This is a genomic window from Microbacterium songi, from assembly GCF_042747925.1.
Taxonomy (GTDB): Bacteria; Actinomycetota; Actinomycetes; order Actinomycetales; family Microbacteriaceae; genus Microbacterium.
The window spans coordinates 646,905-665,896 of the sequence record NZ_JBHZIE010000001.1 but is presented as its reverse complement, the minus strand read 5'-3'; the positions used below and the strand labels follow the sequence as shown (position 1 = coordinate 665,896).

19 protein-coding genes and 1 tRNA gene are annotated in these 18,992 nt (G+C 69.5%); 4 read left to right on the top strand and 16 right to left on the bottom strand.

All coding sequences use genetic code 11. The features are described 5' to 3' along the window. Positions 1-75: 75 nt before the first annotated feature. The gene (trhA, locus tag ACFM35_RS03415; RefSeq protein WP_378838330.1) at positions 76-816 is read left to right on the top strand and encodes a PAQR family membrane homeostasis protein TrhA; all 741 of its coding nucleotides are present in this window, start codon (positions 76-78) and stop codon (positions 814-816) included. A gap of 7 nt (positions 817-823) precedes the next feature. Here the strand turns inward: trhA and ACFM35_RS03410 are convergent, their stop codons facing one another. Continuing rightward, positions 824-1,180: a hypothetical protein gene (locus tag ACFM35_RS03410; RefSeq protein ID WP_378838328.1), complete on the bottom strand. Its 357-nt coding sequence runs from the start codon at positions 1,178-1,180 to the stop codon at positions 824-826. Positions 1,181-1,274: 94 nt separating this feature from the next. Here ACFM35_RS03410 and ACFM35_RS03405 point away from each other — a divergent pair, with 94 nt between their 5' ends. Both ACFM35_RS03405 and greA read left to right on the top strand, forming a co-directional pair. Then, positions 1,275-1,667: a DUF4307 domain-containing protein gene (locus tag ACFM35_RS03405; RefSeq protein WP_378838326.1), complete on the top strand. Its 393-nt coding sequence runs from the start codon at positions 1,275-1,277 to the stop codon at positions 1,665-1,667. Between the two features lie 85 nt (positions 1,668-1,752). Continuing rightward, positions 1,753-2,244 (top strand): transcription elongation factor GreA, encoded by a 492-nt coding sequence (gene greA, locus ACFM35_RS03400; RefSeq protein ID WP_378838323.1) that lies wholly within the window; start codon positions 1,753-1,755, stop codon positions 2,242-2,244. 41 nt (positions 2,245-2,285) lie between these two features. Here greA and ilvA read toward each other — a convergent pair whose 3' ends face one another. Together ilvA and ACFM35_RS03390 are read right to left on the bottom strand one after the other, a co-directional pair. Next, complete coding sequence (gene ilvA, locus ACFM35_RS03395; RefSeq protein ID WP_378838650.1) at positions 2,286-3,509, bottom strand: threonine ammonia-lyase; 1,224 nt, start codon at positions 3,507-3,509, stop codon at positions 2,286-2,288. Beyond that, a complete protein-coding gene (locus tag ACFM35_RS03390; protein ID WP_378838321.1) occupies positions 3,509-4,705 on the bottom strand; it encodes an AI-2E family transporter in 1,197 nt (398 codons plus the stop codon). Before ACFM35_RS03390 ends, ilvA begins: the two co-directional genes overlap by 1 nt. A gap of 93 nt (positions 4,706-4,798) precedes the next feature. Between ACFM35_RS03390 and ACFM35_RS03385 the strand changes: the two genes are divergently transcribed. Next, positions 4,799-6,046, top strand: a complete 1,248-nt coding sequence (locus ACFM35_RS03385) for a winged helix-turn-helix domain-containing protein (protein WP_378838318.1) — start codon at positions 4,799-4,801, stop codon at positions 6,044-6,046. On the opposite strand, the gene ACFM35_RS03380 is transcribed toward ACFM35_RS03385, so the two are convergent. From ACFM35_RS03380 to hisS, 13 genes are all read right to left on the bottom strand, one after another. Beyond that, positions 6,039-7,130 carry a DNA glycosylase AlkZ-like family protein gene (locus tag ACFM35_RS03380; protein WP_378838315.1) on the bottom strand — a complete coding sequence of 364 codons (1,092 nt, stop codon included), beginning with the start codon at positions 7,128-7,130 and terminating at the stop codon, positions 6,039-6,041. The two genes, ACFM35_RS03385 and ACFM35_RS03380, sit on opposite strands and share 8 nt — an antisense overlap. Positions 7,131-7,132: 2 nt before the next feature. Further along, complete coding sequence (locus ACFM35_RS03375; protein ID WP_378838312.1) at positions 7,133-8,029, bottom strand: M48 family metalloprotease; 897 nt, start codon at positions 8,027-8,029, stop codon at positions 7,133-7,135. A gap of 32 nt (positions 8,030-8,061) precedes the next feature. Then, positions 8,062-8,631: a LemA family protein gene (locus tag ACFM35_RS03370; protein ID WP_378838310.1), complete on the bottom strand. Its 570-nt coding sequence runs from the start codon at positions 8,629-8,631 to the stop codon at positions 8,062-8,064. Between the two features lie 83 nt (positions 8,632-8,714). Then, positions 8,715-10,028 carry a D-arabinono-1,4-lactone oxidase gene (locus tag ACFM35_RS03365; protein ID WP_378838307.1) on the bottom strand — a complete coding sequence of 438 codons (1,314 nt, stop codon included), beginning with the start codon at positions 10,026-10,028 and terminating at the stop codon, positions 8,715-8,717. After that, entirely contained in the window at positions 10,025-11,260 is a 1,236-nt protein-coding gene (locus tag ACFM35_RS03360; protein ID WP_378838304.1) for an alanine racemase, read from the bottom strand. The genes ACFM35_RS03365 and ACFM35_RS03360 overlap by 4 nt, the downstream gene beginning before the upstream one ends. A 74-nt stretch (positions 11,261-11,334) precedes the next feature. Further along, positions 11,335-11,410: transfer RNA gene (locus tag ACFM35_RS03355), tRNA-Leu, on the bottom strand. A 26-nt stretch (positions 11,411-11,436) separates the two neighbouring features. Then, the gene (locus ACFM35_RS03350; RefSeq protein ID WP_378838648.1) at positions 11,437-12,864 is read right to left on the bottom strand and encodes an NAD(P)/FAD-dependent oxidoreductase; all 1,428 of its coding nucleotides are present in this window, start codon (positions 12,862-12,864) and stop codon (positions 11,437-11,439) included. 45 nt (positions 12,865-12,909) lie between these two features. Beyond that, positions 12,910-14,280 (bottom strand): S8 family serine peptidase, encoded by a 1,371-nt coding sequence (locus ACFM35_RS03345; protein ID WP_378838302.1) that lies wholly within the window; start codon positions 14,278-14,280, stop codon positions 12,910-12,912. After that, positions 14,277-14,795, bottom strand: a complete 519-nt coding sequence (locus ACFM35_RS03340) for a DUF501 domain-containing protein (RefSeq protein WP_378838299.1) — start codon at positions 14,793-14,795, stop codon at positions 14,277-14,279. The genes ACFM35_RS03345 and ACFM35_RS03340 overlap by 4 nt, the downstream gene beginning before the upstream one ends. 56 nt (positions 14,796-14,851) lie before the next feature. Next, entirely contained in the window at positions 14,852-15,406 is a 555-nt protein-coding gene (locus ACFM35_RS03335; protein WP_378838297.1) for an FtsB family cell division protein, read from the bottom strand. A 34-nt stretch (positions 15,407-15,440) separates the two neighbouring features. Next, positions 15,441-16,721 (bottom strand): phosphopyruvate hydratase, encoded by a 1,281-nt coding sequence (gene eno, locus ACFM35_RS03330; RefSeq protein WP_378838295.1) that lies wholly within the window; start codon positions 16,719-16,721, stop codon positions 15,441-15,443. Positions 16,722-16,778: 57 nt separating this feature from the next. After that, positions 16,779-17,468 carry an O-methyltransferase gene (locus ACFM35_RS03325; protein ID WP_378838292.1) on the bottom strand — a complete coding sequence of 230 codons (690 nt, stop codon included), beginning with the start codon at positions 17,466-17,468 and terminating at the stop codon, positions 16,779-16,781. A 246-nt stretch (positions 17,469-17,714) separates the two neighbouring features. After that, on the bottom strand, positions 17,715-18,983 hold the full coding sequence (gene hisS / locus ACFM35_RS03320; RefSeq protein ID WP_378838645.1) for a histidine--tRNA ligase: 1,269 nt from the start codon (positions 18,981-18,983) through the stop codon (positions 17,715-17,717). Between the last annotated feature and the right edge of the window lie 9 nt (positions 18,984-18,992).

The following is an 18,992-nucleotide window of genomic DNA, read 5'->3' as shown; positions in this document are numbered from 1 at the left end:
ACGCTCTACGCTATCGCCCTCTCCCGGGCCCCCACACGCGCACCTCCGGGCGAGCGCGACGCGTAGGCTCGGAACATGGTCCGACGCCCCCCGATCGACGACGGCGCAGAGATGCCGCAGCTCCCCCTTCTCGAGGCGGGAGCAGTGGGGGCACAGGATGAGGTCAAGCCCACCTGGCGGGGGTGGCTGCACGCCGCGACCTTCCCGGTCGCCCTCGTGGCGGGGATCGTCCTGATCGCCGTGGCACAGGGCACGACGGCGAAATGGGCGGCGGCGGTGTTCATGGTGACGTCCCTGCTGCTGTTCGGCAACTCCGCCCTCTATCACCGCTTCCATTGGGGCCCGAAGACCAAGGCGACGCTCAAGCGCATCGACCACGCGAACATCCTGCTGCTCATCGCCGGGACCTACACGCCGATCGCCGTGCTCGCGCTGGCCCCGTCGCAGGGAGTGCTGCTGCTCACCCTGGTCTGGAGCGGCGCTGTGCTCGGCATCCTGTTCCGGGTGTTCTGGATAGACGCGCCCCGTTGGCTGTATGTGGCGCTCTACCTGCTGCTCGGCTGGGCGGCGGTCATGTACATGGTCGATCTGTTCCGTGTCAGCCCGACCATGATGCTCCTTGTCATCGTCGGCGGGCTGCTGTACACCGGTGGGGCCATCGTCTACGCGATGAAGCGCCCCAATCCGTGGCCGGGCCATTTCGGCTTCCACGAGATCTTCCACGCGTGCACCGTGCTGGCGTTCCTCTGCCACTGGGCGGCCTGCCTGCTGATCGCGCTGCATCCGGCCAGCCCGTCGCTCGGCCTGCCCGGCTGACCCGGGGTCAGTCCCGGCGGGGCCGTCCGGTGTCGCCGGTACCGTCCTCGACGGGGTCGATGTCCTCGCCGTCGGTGTCCGAGGCGCGCACCGCCGCATCGGCCTGTTCGTTCGCCAGTTCCTCGGCGTCCAGCTCCTCACGTACCTCGGCCCGGTAACGTCCACGGCGGATGCGGCGCAGCATGTCCCACACGAGCAGGATCACCGCGACCGCGACGAACGCGATGGCGACGAAGCCCCACGTACCGGGGGTGACGAGATCGGGATCCACGCTCGACGGCGCCGGGGTGGGCGTGCCGAGAAGACCCGTGCGGGGTGCGACGGTCTGCGCGAGCGCGCTCAACGCGGTGATCGCTGCGTCCATGGGTGATGTCCTCGTTCTGCGCCGAAGCGCTTAGCCTGGAGACACCAGCCTATTCTTTCCGTTCAGGCCACCCGCCCCTCCCCGAACAGGCGTCATGACCACCCAGGAAATGCTCGACGAGCGCTACGGACGCGTGACTCCGCGCGGGCGCCGCGTGCGCATCGGAGTGATCTCGGTGATCGTCGCCGCCGTCGTCGGCGGACTCGCGTGGTTGATCCTGCCGGGGACGTTCAACTCGGTCGGGTTCCAAGACACGGCGTTCGAGCTGCGCGGCGATCACTCCGCGAGCATCACCTTCCAGATCTCGGCCCCCGACGGCGCCGCCATCGCCTGCGCGCTCGAAGCGCAGGATGAAGACCACGGAACCGTCGGCTGGAAGATCGTGCAGTACGAGGCCTCCGACCGCCGCACGCGCGAGTATCAGGAGACGATCCCGACGGTCGCCGCGGCGACGACAGGTTTTGTCAACAACTGCTGGGTGACGTAATCTGGGCGGCACGCAGTCAACAGACGCCCTGGCAGGTGCCGGGGCGTTTTGATATGTCGGCTACGGCCGACCGAAGGAGACGACCGTGTCCAACGACGCCCCCGTGACGTTTCTCACCCAGGATGCCTACGACCGCCTCGCCACCGAGCTCGAGCGCCTGTCGACCACCGGCCGCGAGGAGATCGCCAAGCGCATCGAGTCGGCGCGTGAAGAGGGCGATCTGAAGGAGAACGGCGGCTACCACGCGGCCAAGGACGAGCAGGGCAAGCAGGAGGCCCGCATCCGCACCCTGCAGCATCTGCTGAAGACCGCCACGGTCAGCGAGGCGCCCGCGAGCCGGGGCATCGTCGAACCGGGCACCGTTGTCACGGCGCTCGTGGCCGGGGGCGAGGAGGTCTTCCTCCTCGGCAACCGCGAGATCGCCGCGAACTCCGAGCTCGACGTGTACAGCGAGGCGTCCCCGCTGGGCGCAGCGATCCTCGGCCTGAAAGAGGGCGCGAAGACCTCGTACCTCGCACCGAACGGACGCGAGATCAGCGTCGAGGTGACCAAGGTCGAGACCTATACGGGCCAGTAGCGACGCGGCGGCGCAGAATCGTCTGCGCCGCCGCACCGTCCTCAGTCGGCGACGACCGTGGGCTCGAATCCGGCGCGCTCCAGAGTGTCGATCACGTGGGCTCGGTGCTCTTCGCCACGAGTCTCGACGCTCAGCTGCAGCGAGACCTCGCTGATCTGCATCCCCTGACCATGACGCGTGTGCAGCACCTCGATTACGTTCGCACCGGCCTCCGCGAGCAGCTCCGAGACACGCGCCAGCTGGCCGGGCCGATCGGGCAGCGGAATGCGCAGCGACATGTATCGACCGGATGCCGCGAGCCCGTGCGCCACGACGCGCTGGAGCAGGAGCGGGTCGATGTTGCCTCCGGACAGGAGGGCGATCGTCGGGCCGGAAGCGGGGACCTTGCCCGCGAGGATGGCGGCGACGCCGACCGCGCCGGCAGGTTCGACGACCTGCTTCGCCCGCTCGAGCAGTACCAGCAGCGCGCGGGCGATGTCGTCCTCACTCACCGTCACCACGTCGTCCACGAGTTCGCGGATGATCTCGAAGGGCACGACGCCCGGCCGCGCCACGGCGATGCCGTCTGCGATCGTCGGACGGGTGGCGACCTGCAGCGGGTGCCCTGCCGCCAGCGAATCAGGATATGCCGCGGAATTCGACGCCTGCACGCCGATGACGCGCACCGTGCGCCCCGTGGCCTCGGCCCGGGCGCGCATCGCAGCGGCGATGCCGGCAGCCAGTCCTCCCCCGCCGATGCTCACCACGACCGTCTCCACCTCGGGGAGATCGTCGAACAGCTCCAAACCGAGGGTGCCCTGTCCTACGACGATGTCGCGATGGTCGAAGGGATGGATGAGCACGGCGCCCGTCCGCTCGGCGAACTCGGCGGCGAGCCGCAGCGGCGTCTCGACGGTCTCGCCCTCGAGGATCACGTCGGCGCCGTATCCCCGGGTCGCCAGCAGCTTGGGCACCGGCACCCCGAGGGGCATGAAGATCGTCGCCGGGATGCCGAGCTTCTGGGCGGCCAGTGCGACCCCCTGGGCGTGGTTGCCCGCCGACGCCGCCACGACGCCTCGCGCCCGCTCCTCCTCGGTGAGGCGCGAGAGCCGGTAGGTGGCCCCGCGGATCTTGAACGAGCCGGTGCGCTGCAGGTTCTCCAGCTTGAGATAGACCGGCACGCCGAGCACCTCGGTCAGGTGCTGGGACTCCTCCAGGGGAGTATGCGAGACGACCCCCTGCAGAGTCGCTCGCGCGTCCTCGAACTCGGCGAGGGTGGGGATCATCACGTGCGTTTTCTCCTCGGGCGGGGCACTTGGTTCCAGATGAGGTCGCCGGAGGGGGGCGGTGCGCCGCCGTGTTCCCAGGAGCGGGTGCTCAGCGAGACCGCGACCACGTTGACGAAAGCCGCCAGCGGAACGGCGAACAGGGCGCCCGGGATGCCGGCGATCATGGCGCCGCCGGCGACGACGAGCACGACCGCGAGGGGGTGCACCTTGACGGCGGAGCCCATCAGGATCGGTTGCAGAATATGGCCCTCGAGCTGCTGCACGCCGAGCACGACGATGAGCATCCACAGCGCCGTCCACGGACCGTTGTAGACGAGCGCGAGGAACACCGCCAGCGTGCCGGTCACCACGGCGCCCACGATCGGGACGAAGGCTCCGAGGAACACGAGCACGGCCACCGGGATGGCCAGCGGCACCCCCAGCAAGAAGGCGCCCAAGCCGATGCCGATCGCGTCGATCGTCGCCACCAGCAGCTGCGTGCGCGCGTAGCTGACGACCGTGAGCCATCCGGCGCGTCCCGAACCGTCGGCCGCGGGTCGGGCGGCGCGTGGGAAGAGCTTGAGCGTCCACCGCCAGATGCCGGCGCCGTCGGCCAGGACGCAGATGAGGATGAAGAACGCGAGCACACCGCCGGTCACCGTGTGACCGACGGTGGTGCCGATGGCCAGTGCCCCCGACCAGAGCAGGTCGATCTGCTGCTGCGCGAACTGGCCGATCTGCTGGAGGTAGTCGTTGATCTGAGGCGAGGTGAGGTGGAGGGGCCCGTCGATGAGATACCGGCGGAACCCCGCGATCCCCTCGGATGTCCGCGCCTGCACCGACGGCCACTCTCGGGAGATCTGCCAGACGACCAGCGAGACGAGCCCGCCGACGATGGCGAAGGTACCGAGGAGGGTGATCACGATGGCGAGCCACCGCGGCACCTTGTGCCGCAGCATGAAGGTGAACACGGGCCACACCAGCGCCGTGATGAGGATGGCGACGAGCAGGGGGATGACGAGCAGCTTGAGCTGGATGATCAGCCAGATGGCCAGAGCGATCGCTCCGGCGATGATGAGGATGCGCCACGAATACGCGGTGGCGAGGCGCAGCCCCCGCGGGATCGAGCCCGACATGTCACTGCTCACGACGCGGCGCCGGTCGCGGAGCGCATCGAAGACACTGCCCTTGGGCTCGTCCCGCTGGTCGCTCATCACGCCAGTCTAAGCCGCGCGGGCAGCGCCCCTCCGGAACGGCGGAGGCCGCGCGGGCACACCGTGTCGTCGCCCCTGATTAGGCTGACGCTCGTGACAGACAGCCTCAGCGCCGCGCAGGCACGGCGTGTGGCGCTGGCCGCCCAGGGCTTCGCGCGGCCGCGTCCGGACGTCGTCGGCACGCGGCAGCTCAACCTCGCGCTCACCCGCATGGGCGCCCTGCAGATCGACTCCGTCAATGTGTTCTCCCGCTCCCACTACATGCCTCTCTTCTCCCGGCTCGGGAGCTACGACACGACGGTGCTCGACCGGCTGCTGTTCGCCCGCAAGGCGCCGTATGTCGAATCATGGGCGCACGTCGCCGCGTTCGTCCCGGCTGCCGACTGGGCACTGTTCCGCTTCCGCATGGACGACGCGCGGGCCGCCTACGGCACCGATCCCGACGGATGGTTCGCACAGCACGCCGACACGGTGGATTGGGTGCGTGCCGAGCTCGCGGTCCGCGGTCCGCTGCGACCCGCGCAGATCGAGCGCGACGCCGTTCAGGGCCGCCGTGGGCCGTGGTGGGACTGGGACGTCGTGAAGCAGGCCCTCGAGTACCTGTGGCGATTCGGCGACGTGGCGATCGCCGGGCGGCACGGCTTCGAGCGGAGGTACGCGCTCGCGGAGCACGTCATACCCGCCGATGTGCTCGCGAATCCCGTGCCGCGCGACGATGCCATCCGCGAACTGATCCGGCGCAGCGCTCGCGCCTACGGTGTGGCCACGGCGTCCGATCTCGCCGACTATTGGCGCATCAAGGATCGGCCACGCGTGATGGCGTCCATCCGCGATCTCGTCGACGCCGGCGAGCTCCGCGAGGTCACCGTCGAAGGCTGGCTGTCGGCCGGGCGTCCGGCCCGCGCCTGGATGCACCGCGACGCCGCCGTTCCTCGCCGGATCGGTGCAACGGCCATCCTGACGCCCTTTGATCCCGTCGTCTGGTTCCGAGACCGCGCGCAGCGCCTCTTCGATTTCGACTACCGCATCGAGATCTACACGCCGGCGCCGCAGCGTCGGTTCGGGTACTACTCGCTGCCCGTGCTGGTGGGGGACGACCTGGTCGGGCGCGTCGATCTGAAGGCCGACCGGGCACAGTCCACCCTGCGCGTGCAGTCGGCCTGGTGGGAGCGTGGGCGTCCGACGGATGCCGCGGAGCGCGTCGCGCACGAACTGCGTGTGGCCGCACGCTGGCAGGGGCTGGAGAACATCGCCGTCTCGCGGTGGGGAGATGCGACCGTCGACCTTGCCGGCGTGCTCACCGAGGCCACGCGCACCGAGCGCGCGCCCGACGTCAGCTGAGACCGTCCACGGTCAGCCCGAGCCACTCTGCGAGATCCCGCACCTGGGCGCGCACCGCGTCGGACACCTCCGTGCTGAACGTCTCGTCTTCGTGGATGGCGTGCACGCGCAGCATCCCTGCCTTGTGGTCGGCTTTCGCGTCGAGCTTTCCGACGAATCGATCGCCGTACAGGATCGGCAGAGCGAAGTAGCCCCAGCGCCGTTTCACCGCCGGCTTGTACATCTCGAGCACGTACTCGTAGCCGAAGATCTCGGCGAGTCGATCCCGGTCGAACACGAGACGGTCGAGCGGAGAGAGCAGCGCTGCACGACCGACGAACCCGTCGAGCGCGTCGAGCGCCTCCGCGTCGACGCGCCAGAGCCCGGATACCCCGTCGACCACCGCCGATTCCCCCGGGGGACCGACGTCGATCGGTTCGAACGGCTGCGCGATCGACCTCTCCCGCGCGATGCCCAGCGCGCCCAGCCTGCGTTCCCTGCGCTCGCGCGCGGCGTCTTCGGGCGACACGTCCGGCTGATCCGGCGGGTACACGCGCTCGGCGAGGTCGAAGAGCCGCCCCTTGCCGTCGCGACCCGAGACCGCCACCACGCCCATGCCGACCAGGATCTCCAGCATCTGCTGCGCGTTGCGGTTGTCGGTCCACCCCGAAGACGTCCACGACACCTGCGCGGTGTCGGGGATCTGTGCGGCGTGGGCCGGGCCGTCCGCGCGCAGTCGGTCCAGCACGTCCCGACGAAACCCCTCATTCGCCGCGAGCCACGCGCGCGACTTCTCATCCGACGGACGGCCCGCCATCTGCGCGCGCAGCAGCGGCAGATCCGACGTGAGCCGGTAGAACCCGCCCCACTCGAAGATGTCGCGATCCACTTCGGCGGCGCGCACGAGATCTGCGTGCTGATAGGGCCACCCGAGCCTGCTCCACAGGATGTGGTCCGCGCTCGGCGCGATGGCCGCCGTGGGGTCGATCGGCAGAGCGGTGAGGCCGTAGACGGTCTCGACGATCCCACCCGGACGCTCCGCCGCCAGCAGCTGCGCCGTCACCGCGAGTCTTCTCGCCTGCGCTCGCGTCAGCTCGTGCACCATCGCTAGAACGTCCCGCCCATCTTCTCCAGCCGGGCAATCCGGTCGGGCAGCGGCGGATGCGTGGCGAACATCCGCGCGAGCGCGTTCGGGCGCAGTGGATCGGCGATCCACAGATGCGCCATCGAGGTGTTCGACTTCTGCAGCGGCGAACCGTATTCGGCGAGCTTGCCGAGCGCGGACGCCAGGCCGTCGGGGTCGCGCGTCGTCATCGCGCTCGTGGCATCGGCGAGGTACTCGCGCTGACGCGAGATCGCCGCCTGGACGGCACCGGCGAGCAGTGGGGCGATGACCGCGGCGACGAGTCCGAAGACGAGGAAGATCACCTGCGCCTGCCCGTTGCCGCTGTTTCCGCGTCCGCGGAGGCCACCGAAGAACGCCATCCGCATCATCAGGTCGGCGAGGATGCCGACGGCGACGACGAGACCGAAGACGATGAGGGACACGCGGATGTCATAGTTGCGGATGTGTCCGAGTTCGTGGCCGAGTACACCTTCGAGCTCTCGGTCGGTCATCAGCTCGAACAGGCCCGTCGTCACCGTGATCGACGCCTCTTCCGGCCTCCGCCCCGTGGCGAAGGCGTTCGGTGCCGGGTCCTCCACGACGTAGAGTCTCGGCATCGGTGTCCCCGTCGCGATGCAGAGGTTCTCGACCAGACGGTGGTAGCGCGGGGCTTCGGTCTGCGACACCGCGACCGCCCCGGACAGCGCCAGTGCCTGCCGGTCCGCGGTGAAGTACTGCACCGTCGCGTAGCCGCCGGCGAACACGAGGATGACAGCGGTGACCCACCAGTTGTTCCCGGCCAACCAGCCGGCCACGACGCCGATCGCACCGAGGAACGCGACGAAGCCGATCAGGATGAACCAGGTGTTGCGCTTGTTGCGCGCGATGGCGCGGTACACGGCGGGTCCGGATCAGGGGCGGCGGGACGCGCTCAGAACTGAACGCGCGGCGGCTCGGAGATGGCAGCCCCGTCGACCACCTCGAAGAACTCGCGCTCGTGGAAGCCGAGATTCCGCGCGAAGAGGTTGTTCGGAAAGACCTTGATCTTCGTGTTGAGCTCGCGCACTCCCCCGTTGTAGAAGCGGCGGGACGCCTGGATCTTGTCCTCGGTGTCGACGATCGACTGCTGGAGCTGAAGGAAGTTCTGGCTCGCCTGCAGCTGCGGGTACGCCTCGGCGACCGCGAAGATCGACCTCAGCGCCTGCTGCATGTGGCCTTCCGCCACTCCGGCATCGGCAGGGCTCGACACCGACAGCGTCTCGGCGCGCGCTCGGGTCACGTTCTCGAAGACCGCCTTCTCGTGCGCGGCATAGCCCTTCACCGCCTCGATGAGGTTCGGAAGAAGATCCGCGCGACGCTTGAGCTGCACGGTGATGTCACTCCACGCCTCATCGACGCGGACGTTCAGCTGGACGAGCGAGTTGTACGTAGCCCACAGATAGATGCCGACGATCACGACGAGTGCGACGACGATCAGGACCGGGATCAGCCATTCCCACATACGGTGCGACTCCGTTCACGATGAAGTTTCATCCTCGCACACGCATGTGGAGCGGCTGAGATGACAGCGGCGACTCTCAGCCGTTACTCACCGAGTACCCGGTCGAGATAACGGTTCCGGAAGACGCGCTCGGGGTCGAGCCGGTCGCGCACCGCCAGGAAATCATCGAAACGCGGATACTGCGCCCGCAGGCTCGCCGCATCCTGACCATGGATCTTCCCCCAGTGCGGGCGCCCGCCGTATTCCCGCATGATCTGCTCGACCGCCTCGAAGTACTCGGTCGGGTCTTCACGCCAATACCGGTGCACGGCGATGTAACCGGTCGCCCGACCGTGCGCGGTGGACAGCCAGAGGTCGTCTGCCCGCGCGAAACGCACCTCGATCGGAAACGAGATGCGCCAGCCGCGCTCGGCGATCAGCGCCCGGACGGCCTCGAATGCGGGCCGCACATCCTCGGCCGGGAGTGCGTATTCCATCTCACGGAAGCGCACCGTGCGGCTCTGCGTCAGGACCGCGGTCGAGGCATCCGTGTACTCGCGGTCTCCGGTCAATGTGACGGCGACGCGGGAGAACGACGGGATGACGGCCGGGAGGGCGGTGCCGATCGCGCACACCACGCGGTAGACCCCGTTCGACAGCAGTGTCTCGTCCACCCACTTGCCGACCCTCGGCAGGGGCCGTCGCATCGCGTCTCCGGTAAGGCGGGTGTGGGTCTTCGTGAGAGCGACGTCCGTGTGCGGGAACCAGTAGAACTCGAAGTGATCGGATGCCGCGACCCGGGCATCGAGCGTTTCGAGCAGTTCATCCACGGGCTCGGGATGCTCGACCGCGCTCATCATGAATGCCGGAACGCACTGCACGGTCACATCCACCAGGATGCCCAGAGCGCCGAGTCCGAGGGCCACCGCCGGGAGCAGGTCGGCGTTCTCGGTCTCGTCCACCGTGAGCAGCTCGCCGTCGCCGGTCACGAGTGTCGCGCCCACGATCTGCGTCGCGATCCCGCCGAACGCGGCACCTGTACCGTGCGTGCCCGTGGAGATGGCGCCCGCGATCGACTGACGATCGATGTCGCCGAGGTTCTCCATCGCGAGACCGTGGGGCGCGAGCAGTCCGGGGATGCGATGAAGACGCGTGCCGGCCCGCAGCCGCACGCGGGAGCGGGCGGTATCGACGGCGACCACGCCGGAGAGGTCGGTCAGGTTGAGCAGAAGCCCCGGCGCGACCGCGATGCCGGTGAAGCTGTGTCCCGCGCCCACCGCCTTCACGTGCATCCCCCGGCTTATCGCGGCGCGCACGGCTCGCTGGACGGCTTCGGGCGTCGTCGGGAATTCGACGCGCTGCGGCCGGACCCGAGCGGTCCTCCCCCAGTTCCGCCACTCGCCACCCGGGCGGGTCACAGGAACGCCTTCCCCTCGCCGCGATACGTGGGCACGGTGCCGACGTGACGCTCCCCGCGCACGAGATGGTAGCTCTCGACCCGCTCGGCCAGTTCGCCGCTCTTGGAATGCCGGAACCATACGCGATCCCCGATCGACAGTCCTCGCGCCGATTCCCCCTGGAGAGGCGTCTGCACCTCACCGGCGCCCTCGCGTGCGAGGGTCTTGAGCCCGGGAGGCCACACCGGCGACGGCTGACGCGAGGCCACCGGCGGCCCGGAGGCGATCCACCCCCCGCCGAGCACCGTCGCGATGTCGGCAGCGGGCTTGCGCACCACCTCGAGGCTGAACGCCGCCGCCGGCGCGGGCGCGAAACCGCGATAGCCGTCGAACAGATGCCCGGCGAGGAGGCCGCTCCCCGCCGTGACCTCCGTGACCGACTGATCCGACGCGGTGTACTCGAGCGATCCCGTGCCGCCGCCGTTCACGAATTCGAGCGGCGCGATGCCGCGCAGCGCGGCCACGATGGCCCCGCGGCGGTCGAGGAGCTCTGCAGACGACCGCCGCTGCATCCAGCGCACCATCGCGTCACCCGAGCCCGTGGCATCCCCCTGACCGGCGATCTGAGCTTCGTACATCATCAATCCGACGAGGGTGAACCCCGGTCGTGCGACGATCGCCCGCGCCAGCGTGGCCACCTCGGACGGGTCGTGCACGGGCGATCGGCGCACCCCGATGTGTCCGAGGCCCGGGGCCCGCCACGACGCGTCGGCATCGATCGCCACACGGATGCGGGGGCGCGCCGCGGGGCTCACGACGTCGTCGAGCAGGTCGAGCTGGGCCAGGTCGTCGACCATGAGGGTCACGCGGGCAGCCGCCTGCTCGTCTTCGGCCAGAGCCGCGAGGGCGGCGCGGTCGGCCGTGGGATACCCGAGCACGACGTCGTGATGCCAGCGTGCCAGCCAGAGCGCCTCGGGAAGGGTGAAGGCCAGGATGCCTCGGTAGCCGGCGACCGCGAGGGTCGCATCGACGATCGATCGCACCCGCACCGACTTGCTCGCGACGCGGATCGGCACACCGCTCGCGCGCACCACCAGGTCGAGCGCGTTGAATCGCAGCGCGTCGAGGTTGACCGCGGCGACGGGCCCCGAGACCTCGGCGATCGCCCGGGTCATCCCCGCCCAGTAGAGAGCCGGCGACGTCCACGGCTCGAGCGAGCCCGTGCCGGACGAGGAGAGGAGGTCGAGGCTCATCGGGCCCACCGTGCGACAGCACACATGCGCATCAGCCTACGTGCTGGACGCACGACGCCCGGGCAGCCGGACGGTGGTGCCCCCGCCGGGACTCGAACCCGGACTGAAGCGATTTTAAGTCGCCTGCCTCTGCCATTGGGCTACGGGGGCGACGCCCTTCCCGACTCCGCGCGCCGTCACGTCGCAGCGGCGGCCCTCGACGGCTCGGGCTGCTCGGCAGTCTCCGCCGGAGACGGCACCTTGGGCGACGCCGGAGCAGCCGGAGCGGCCTCGACCGGCTGCGGCGGACGCGGACGGGCGGCGAACTCCTCGAACACGTAGCGGGGGTTCTGCACGGTCTCGAGGTTCACCAGGTCGCGGCCCAGCCACAGGTTGTTCCACCAGCCCCACACCACGCGGAACTTGCGCTCCCACGACGGCATGGCGAGGCCGTGGTACCCGCGGTGCGCGAGCCAGGCGATGAATCCCTTGAGGGCGATCTTGCCCGACTGGAACACCCCGTTGTACAGGCCCAGGCCGGCGACCGCGCCGAGGTTCTTGTGGTAGTAGTCCTTCGGCACCTCGCCACGCAGGACGGCCGTGACGTTCTTGGCCATCAGCTTCGCCTGGCGCACGGCGTGCTGCGCGTTCGGAACGCAGAACCCGCCGACGCCGCCGCCCGTGAGGTCGGGCACCGCGGCGACGTCGCCGGCCGCCCAGGCACCCTCGACGAACTCCTCGGGCGTTCCCACGCGGAGGTCGGCGCGAGCGCGGATGCGTCCGCGCTCCTCGACCGGCAGGTCGCCGCCGCGGACGACCGTCGGGTTCGCCATGACACCCGCGGTCCAGACGATGAGGTCGGTGGGGATGCTTTCACCGGTGGACAACTCGACGATGCCGTCGACGGCACTCGTGAGCTGGGTGTCGAGGTGCACGTTCGCGCCACGCTTCGCGAGGTCCTTCAGCACCCATTCGCTCGTCGGGAGCGAGACCTCGGGCATGATGCGGCCCATCGCCTCGATGAGGTGGAAGTGGGTGTCATCGAAGCTCAGCTCGGGGTACTTCTTCAACAGCGCGGAAGCGAAATTGCGCAGCTCGGCGAACACCTCGATACCGGCGAACCCACCACCGACCACGACGACCGTCAGCAGGCGGTCGCGCTCCGGCCCCGGGGGGATCGTCGTGGCGCGATCGAAGTTCGACATCAGGCGGTCGCGGATCGCGACGGCCTCTTCGATGGTTTTGAGGCCGATGGCGTTGTCGGCGATCCCGGGGATCGGGAAGGTGCGCGACACGGCGCCGGCGGTGACGACGATCTGGTCGTACTGCTCCTGCCACGGCTCGCCCTCGTTGGGCGTGATGGTCGCGGTCTTGTGGGCGTGGTCGATGTTGGTGACCTTGGCCGCCAGCACGCGGGTGCGCTTGAGGTGACGACGGGTCGCGACGACGGCGTGGCGGGCCTCGATCGAACCGGCGGCGACCTCGGGCAGAAAGGGCTGGTAGGTCATGTAGGGAAGCGGGTCGACGATCGTGACCTCGGCTTCGCCCTTCCGCAGCTGCTTCTCGAGCTTCCATGCGGTGTAGAAACCGGCGTAGCCACCACCGACCACGAGAATCTTGGGCACGGATGTGCTGACGGTGCTGCTCACGATGGGGGGTCTCCTAGCGGATCAACTGCTCGACGCACGGGAGGCGCGCGACGATCGGATGCGTCGGACAGCTGCGGTGACGCCGAGCGCCACCAGTATACCGCTGAGGGTCACGCCGATCAGCGGAAGACTGCCGTAGAGAAGCGTATCGCCGGTGGGCAGCAGCGGATTCGTCTGACGGCTCGGCTCGTCCGCGCGCGGCAACGGCGGAATCGTCACTTCGGCGGTCGGCGCGGGCGCGGGTTCCACCGCCGCCCGTCGGTACAGCGTGATCCAGTCGGCAAGGCTCCCCATCGGATTGACCGAGACGGGCGCGATGCTCGAGGTGACGGCGGCCGCAGCATCCACCAGTCCGTACCCGTACAGCGGTCCCGGCACCGAGACCGCCTGCGCGGCCGGACGGGCGGTGCGGATGATGCGGTTGATGACACTCGCGGCGTTGAGCTCGGGGTGCGCCGACCTCACCAGCGCGGCGATGCCGGCCACGATGGGCGCAGCCCCGCTCGTGCCGCTCCATTGCACGACCTGTCCGTCCGGGGACACCCCCAGCAGATTCTCGCTCGGAGCCGATACCCCGATCGTGATGCCCTGGGTGGACGCCTCGACGCTGGCTCGCCCCTGCGGATCCACGCCCGCCACCGTGAGCACCCCGGGGATGGTCGCCGGCGCGCCCACCTTGGTGGTGCCGCTGCCGCGGTTGCCGGCTGCCACCACGATGACCACGTCCTGGTCGAAGGCGTACTCGAATGCGCCGTCCCAGCTTTCGTCCCAATCGGGCGTGTTGGTGGTGAAGGACAGGTTGATCACGTCCGCGCCGTTGTCGACCGACCACCGCACGGCCTCGGCGACCTGGTCGACGAACGACACGTTCGCCGACGTGCCGAAGCCGACGGAGATCGACAGCAGTTCGGCCTCGGGCGCCACGCCGATCATCCCGGTATCCGCCCCGGTGCCGCGCGCGGCCGCCAGAGACCCCACCCAGCTGCCGTGGTTGGCGTCGATCACGCCCACGGGTGTCCGACCGTCCGGTGTGCCGGCGCCCGAGACGTCCGTGCCGTCGACGACGGCCCCGGCGAACTCGACCGGCCCCTTGCCGATGCCCGTGTCGATGATGGCGATCCGGACGCCGACACCCTTGGTCGTCTCCCATGCCTTGCGGATGCCGTAGTCGTCCAGCCAGTACTCGGCGGCCCTGGTCGGATCGGCGCGCGGTGTGGGCGCGGGAGTGGGCTGCGGAGCGGCTGCCGCTTCGATCGCATCCGACGCCGCAGTCGGCGACGGCGTGCTCGGCGATGCCGGCGCGCCCGGCGATGACGCGACTGCGGCTCCGGGCAGGGAGGCGACACCGAGGACGGCCGCGAGAACCAGGGCCGCGGCGACCCGATGCGTCATCCGGGTCCCCCGGGGACGGCGCAGACGCACCGGGTGGGCGACCACGACGACAGCTCCAGAGCGCGGTCACCGATCGTATTCACGCCGGGACCTGCCGCCAGCGCATGGCCGGCGAGGGCATGCAGACACTTGACCCGCGTCGGCATGCCGCCCGCCGAGATACCGGCGATCTCCGCCACATCGCCGTACCCCGCCCGGTCGCGGAGGTACGCCTCATGTGCGCTGCGGTACTCGGCCGCGACGTCGGCGTCGTCGGACAGGAGGGCCGTGAGATCGGTCATCACGTGCTCGGCTTCGAGAGTGGACATCGCCGAGGTCGCGGCCGGGTGCGTGAGGTAGTAGAACGTGGGGAACGGGGTGCCGTCCGGCAGACGTGGGGAGGTCGCCACCACCGTCGGGTTCCCGCACACGCAGCGGGCGGCGATGCCGATCACGCCCCGCGCGGGCCGTCCCAGTTGAGCGCGCAGCACGGCGAGGTCATCGTCGGTCACGGGCGGAAACGGCGGGGTGGTCACCCTTCCAGATTACCGGGGCCGAGTGAATCGACGCGGGGCTGCGGAGGTGCGGCCCCTCAGGGCGTCGGCCCGCTCGAGGGTGCCGGATCGGGCACACCGATCGTCGGCGTGGTCGCGCTCTGGGCGAGGCCCGCCTCGGTCACCGACCGGACGAGCTGCATCATCCAATCAGTGGGGGTCTGCGCCACGTCGGCGCTGACATCCGCCTGCTCCTGTGGAGCCTGCGCCGCAGTGAGATCGTCGATCACGAGGTAGAAGACTTCGCCGGGCTTGGTGTAGTACAGCCGCTCCCGCGCCTGTGTGGTGATGTACGCGGGGTCACGCGAGCGGTCGCGTTGCGCCTCGAGGTCGGCGACCTGGTCCGTCGTGAGCGTCACCGCCTCTTCCATCGCGGCGATCTGCTGCCGCTGATCGACATAGGTGCCGATCGTGGGCACGAGCACGAAGGCGGCGAGCACCACGAGGCCCATCATGATCACCATGAAGCCGGACAGGCGGATTCCGCCGAGCCACTCGCGCACGTCCACCGAGCGCCTGGCCGCCGGGTCGCGCGTGCGCCGGGACGTCGCGCCGGCGCGGGCGCCAGAAGGGGGAGCCGTCTTGGCTGCCACGGCTCCCCCTCCTTACGATGTGCGCGTTACGCGCCTAGCCCTTGTACCTCGGGAAAGCCGCGCGGCCGATGAACTCCGCCGCGTCGCCCAGCTCTTCCTCGATACGCAGAAGTTGATTGTATTTCGCGACGCGCTCGCTGCGAGCGGGCGCGCCGCTCTTGATCTGACCCGAGTTGGTGGCGACCACGAGGTCGGCGATCGTGGTGTCCTCGGTCTCGCCCGAACGGTGCGAGAACATCGACGTGTATCCGGCGCGAGTCGCCATGTCGACGGCATCGAGCGTCTCGGAGAGCGTGCCGATCTGGTTGACCTTGACGAGCAGGGAGTTCGCGACGCCGAGCTCGATGCCCTTCTTGAGCCGCACCGGGTTGGTGACGAACAGGTCGTCCCCGACCAGCTGCGTCTTCGTGCCGAGCTTCTCCGTGAGCGTCTTCCACGCGTCCCAGTCATCCTCGGCCAGCGCGTCCTCGATCGTGACGATCGGGAACGCGTCGACGAGGTCGACGTAGTAGTCGGTCAGCTCGTCCGCCGACCAGTCCTTGCCCTCGAAGCGGTACGTGCCGTTGTCGAAGAACTCGGTGGCGGCGACGTCGAGCCCGAGCGCAATCTGGGTGCCGGGGGTGAAACCGGCCTTCTCGATCGCCTTGACCAGGAAGTCGAGACCCTCGCGGTTGCTCGGGAGATCGGGGGCGAAGCCGCCCTCGTCGCCCAGTCCGGTCGCGTAGCCCGCGGCCTTCAGCTCGCTGTGCAGCACGTGGTAGGTCTGCGCACCCCACTGGAGGGCCTCGGAGAAGCTCGACGCGCCGATCGGCGCGAGGAAGAACTCCTGCATGTCGATGCCGTTGTCGGCGTGGGATCCGCCGTTGATGACGTTGAAGAGCGGGACGGGCAGGACGTGCGCGTTCGGGCCACCGAGGTAGCGGAAGAGGGGGAGGTCGGCGCTGTCGGCCGCCGCCTTGGCGACGGCGAGGCTCACTCCGAGGATGGCGTTCGCGCCCGAACGCGACTTGTTCTCGGTGCCGTCGGTCTCGATCAGGATCTGGTCGACGATGCGCTGCTCGCTGGCCTCGACACCCTCGAGGGCGGGTCCGAGCTCGTCGATGACGGCCGCGACCGCCTTCAGGACGCCTTTTCCGCCGTAGCGGGACTTGTCGCCGTCGCGCAGTTCGTACGCTTCGAAGGCGCCGGTGGATGCGCCGGAGGGAACCGCGGCACGCTGGACGATTCCGTCGTCCAGGAGCACCTCCACTTCCACGGTCGGGTTGCCGCGCGAATCGAGAATCTCGCGTGCGCCTACTGCCTCGATGAGTGCCACAGGAATGCTCCTTGCTGGTGAAGAGGTGTTGCGGATGGAGCGACGTCGGTCCGTCGGTCAGTCTATCGACGCGCCCGTCACGACCGCGAGACCGATGCCGTCCCAGCCCTTCAGGTCGAGCGTCTGCAGAGCGGTGGCATCGAACCGGGGATCGCGGCCGAGCATCTCGAGCCCGCGCTGCGTGCCGATCACCCCTGATGCCGTCGAGGCCGGGTTGGCGACCTCGCCGGACCGGCCGATGTTGTCGACGACGACGACGGTGCCAGGGCGGCCCAGGCGGGCCGCCCAATCGAGATACACGGTGTTCGACTCCTTGTCGGCGTCGATGAAGACGAAATCGAACGGCTCAGAGCCGTCGAGAGTGGGCAGGACGTCGGCAGCACGCCCGGTCAGGATCGTCACCCTGTCCCCCACACCGGCGCGGTCCAGATTGCGACGGGCGACCTCCGCGTTCTGCGGTTCGGCCTCGATGGTGACGACCTTTCCTCCGTCGGGGAGGGCGCGCGCCATCCAGATGGTCGAGTAGGCGCCGAGCGTCCCGACCTCGAGCACCCGCCGGGCGCCGCTGATGCGCACGAGCAGGTGCAGGAGCTTCCCGTGCACGGGGGCGACCTCGATGGCGGGCATCCCCGCCGCGTGCTGATCCGCGATCGCCGCCTCGAGCGCCTCGTCGCTGCCGATCAGGAGGTTCGTCAGGTAGCCGTCGACGCGTCGCCAGGCCTCCGGTGTCGGAATCGGCTCGCCCATGCCTCCACCCTCACGTGCGCCGTCGCACCGGTCAAGGGTCGGCGCGCGCCCCGTGCCCGGCGAACGGTCGCGACACGCCGCGCGCCCATCACCGAGCGCGGCGCCTCACGGCATGTCGCGACCGTTCGCGCGGCCTTGGACGCGGCCGTGGACGCGACCGGAGAGACCGGCCGTTTGCGCGGTCTCAGGCGCGGCAGAGGCAGCGGCAGAAGTGGCTCCGCCCCGGCGGGCCCGACCGCGGTGAGGCTACGAGCCGAGCACCTTGATGTCGAGCGTCTCCCTCGTCGTGGTGGGGCCGACCATGGCGAACGAGGTGAACCCGTCGCCGGTCGCTCGATCGAGGACGGCCTTGACGTTCTTCGTGCGGCGTTCCAGCCGCACGCGCGTGCCCTCCGCCACCAGCGCCGCCTTGAGCGCGAGCAGATCGCCCAGGGCGACGTCGGCATCGTGGAGGAGGACGACGGATGCCGCGGCATCCGTCTCGGTGCTCTGCAGCAGATCGACCACGCGTTCGAAACCGATCGAGAATCCCACCGCCGGTACGTCCGCCCCGAGGAAACGTCCGATCATGCCGTCGTACCGACCACCGCCACCGAGGGAGTAGGTGACATCGGGGTGGGCGAGTTCGAAGATCGTGCCGGTGTAGTAGCCCATCCCGCGGACGAGGAACGGATCGAACCGCAACGGCGGTCCGTCGGGGGACGCGGTCGGACGCGCGGATGCGACGGCCTCCCCGATGCCGACCAGATCGGAGATGACCTCGTCGGGAACGCCGTCGGGCAGCGCCTTGCGGATCTGTCGCTCGCCGTAGGGGGTGTACTCGAGCGTCTGAGGCCGCACCAGAAACGAACGGAAGGCCTCGACCGCCGCTGTCGTCGCGCCCCGCTCCGCGAGTTCGGCCACCACGCCGTCGGGCCCGATCTTGTCGAGCTTGTCGATCGTGATGAGCACGCTCGGCCGTTCGTCTCGCGTGAAGCCGAACGCGTCGAGCATGGCGTCCAGCGCCCGGCGATCGTTGATGCGCACCGTCGCATCCGAAAGCCCGAGCGCATCGACGGCGTCCAGGGTGGCGACGATCAGTTCGGCCTCGGCGCGGATGGACGCATCGCCGATGATGTCGATGTCGCACTGGACGAACTGTCGGTAGCGCCCCTTCTGCGGCCGCTCGGCCCGCCACACCGGTGCCGCCTGGATCGCCCGGAAGACGGTGGGCAGCTCGCTGCGGTGGGTCGCATAGAACCGGGCGAGGGGCACGGTCAGGTCGTACCGCAGGCCGAGGTCGGCGAGCGCCGCGGTGTCGTCGGATGCCGCGCGGATCGCCTCGGCGTCGAGACCGCGCTTGAGGACGTTGTAGGCGAGCTTCTCGTTGTCGCCGCCGAGCCCGGAGTGCAGCCGGGCGTAATCCTCCAGGACGGGCGTCTCGATCTCGTCGAAGCCGTGCGCCCGATAGCGCTCACGGATCACGGCGAGGACGCGCTCGCGGCGGGCCTTCTCGGCGGGGAGGAAGTCGCGCATGCCGCGCGG

Excerpts from the sequence above, each read along its gene's own strand:
- trhA (WP_378838330.1), top strand. The coding sequence starts at position 76 with ATGGTCCGACGCCCCCCGATCGACGACGGCGCAGAGATGCCGCAGCTC.
- ACFM35_RS03410 (WP_378838328.1), bottom strand. The coding sequence starts at position 1,180 with ATGGACGCAGCGATCACCGCGTTGAGCGCGCTCGCGCAGACCGTCGCA.
- ACFM35_RS03405 (WP_378838326.1), top strand. The coding sequence starts at position 1,275 with ATGACCACCCAGGAAATGCTCGACGAGCGCTACGGACGCGTGACTCCG.
- ilvA (WP_378838650.1), bottom strand. The coding sequence starts at position 3,509 with ATGATCCCCACCCTCGCCGAGTTCGAGGACGCGCGAGCGACTCTGCAG.
- ACFM35_RS03390 (WP_378838321.1), bottom strand. The coding sequence starts at position 4,705 with ATGAGCGACCAGCGGGACGAGCCCAAGGGCAGTGTCTTCGATGCGCTC.
- ACFM35_RS03380 (WP_378838315.1), bottom strand. The coding sequence starts at position 7,130 with ATGGTGCACGAGCTGACGCGAGCGCAGGCGAGAAGACTCGCGGTGACG.
- ACFM35_RS03370 (WP_378838310.1), bottom strand. The coding sequence starts at position 8,631 with ATGTGGGAATGGCTGATCCCGGTCCTGATCGTCGTCGCACTCGTCGTG.
- ACFM35_RS03360 (WP_378838304.1), bottom strand. The coding sequence starts at position 11,260 with ATGAGCCTCGACCTCCTCTCCTCGTCCGGCACGGGCTCGCTCGAGCCG.
- ACFM35_RS03345 (WP_378838302.1), bottom strand. The coding sequence starts at position 14,280 with ATGACGCATCGGGTCGCCGCGGCCCTGGTTCTCGCGGCCGTCCTCGGT.
- ACFM35_RS03325 (WP_378838292.1), bottom strand. The coding sequence starts at position 17,468 with ATGGGCGAGCCGATTCCGACACCGGAGGCCTGGCGACGCGTCGACGGC.
- hisS (WP_378838645.1), bottom strand. The coding sequence starts at position 18,983 with ATGCGCGACTTCCTCCCCGCCGAGAAGGCCCGCCGCGAGCGCGTCCTC.